The organism is Pseudomonas sp. F01002, from assembly GCF_004402115.1.
Classification (GTDB): Bacteria; Pseudomonadota; Gammaproteobacteria; order Pseudomonadales; family Pseudomonadaceae; genus Aquipseudomonas; species Aquipseudomonas frigoris.
The window spans coordinates 375,784-376,889 of record NZ_SOPU01000003.1 but is presented as its reverse complement, the minus strand read 5'-3'; the positions used below and the strand labels follow the sequence as shown (position 1 = coordinate 376,889).

The following is a 1,106-nucleotide window of genomic DNA, read 5'->3' as shown; positions in this document are numbered from 1 at the left end:
ACCTGCTGGAAAACCCGGCCTGGTACACCGCCTACACCCCGTACCAACCGGAAATTTCCCAGGGCCGTCTCGAAGCGCTGCTGAACTTCCAGACCCTGATCAGCGACCTCACCGGCCTGCCCATCGCCAACGCGTCCTTGCTCGACGAAGCCACCGCCGCCGCCGAAGCCATGACCTTCTGCAAACGCCTGAGCAAGAACAAGGGCAGCCATGCGTTCTTCGCTTCCGTGCATTGCCACCCGCAAACCCTCGACGTGCTGCGCACCCGTGCCGAGCCGTTGGGCATCGACGTAGTCGTTGGCGACGAGCTCGAACTGACTGACGTGACGCCGTTCTTCGGCGCCTTGCTGCAATACCCGGCGAGCAACGGTGACGTCTTCGACTACCGCGAACTGACCGAACGCTTCCACGCCGCCAATGCGCTGGTGGCGGTCGCCGCCGACCTGCTGGCCCTGACCGTGCTGACCCCGCCAGGCGAATTCGGTGCCGACGTGGCCATCGGCAGCGCGCAACGCTTCGGCNATTTCTCCACCAAGGATGCATTCAAGCGCGACATGCCGGGCCGTCTGGTCGGCGTCTCCGTCGACCGTTTCGGCAAGCCGGCCCTGCGCCTGGCGATGCAGACCCGCGAGCAACACATCCGTCGCGAGAAAGCCACCAGCAACATCTGCACCGCGCAGGTCTTATTGGCCAACATCGCCAGCATGTACGCCGTGTACCACGGCCCGAAAGGCCTGACGCAGATCGCCAACCGCGTGCATCACCTGACCGCGATTCTGGCCCAAGGCTTGAGCGCATTGGGCCTGAAAGTCGAGCAAGCCAGCTTCTTCGACACCCTGACCCTGAACACCGGTGCTAACACCGCCAAGCTGCACGATCAGGCGCGTGCCCAGCAGATCAACCTGCGCGTAATCGATGCCGAACGTCTGGGCCTGTCCCTCGACGAAACCACTTCGCAAGCTGACGTGGAAACCCTGTGGGCCCTGCTGGCCGACGGCAAAACCCTGCCGGACTTCGCCGCCCTCGCCACTTCCGTGGTTAGCACGATCCCGGCCGCCCTGCTGCGCCAGTCGCCGATCCTCAGCCACCCGGTGTTCAACCGTTAC

The 1,106-nt window shown here is 64.3% G+C and carries 1 pseudogene (running past one end of the window); it reads left to right on the top strand.

Features of this window, described 5'->3' with window-relative positions:
- Positions 1-1,106: pseudogene (locus tag E3W21_RS02280) on the top strand (glycine dehydrogenase (aminomethyl-transferring)) (its annotated part continues 379 nt past the right edge of the window); the annotation flags it as partial.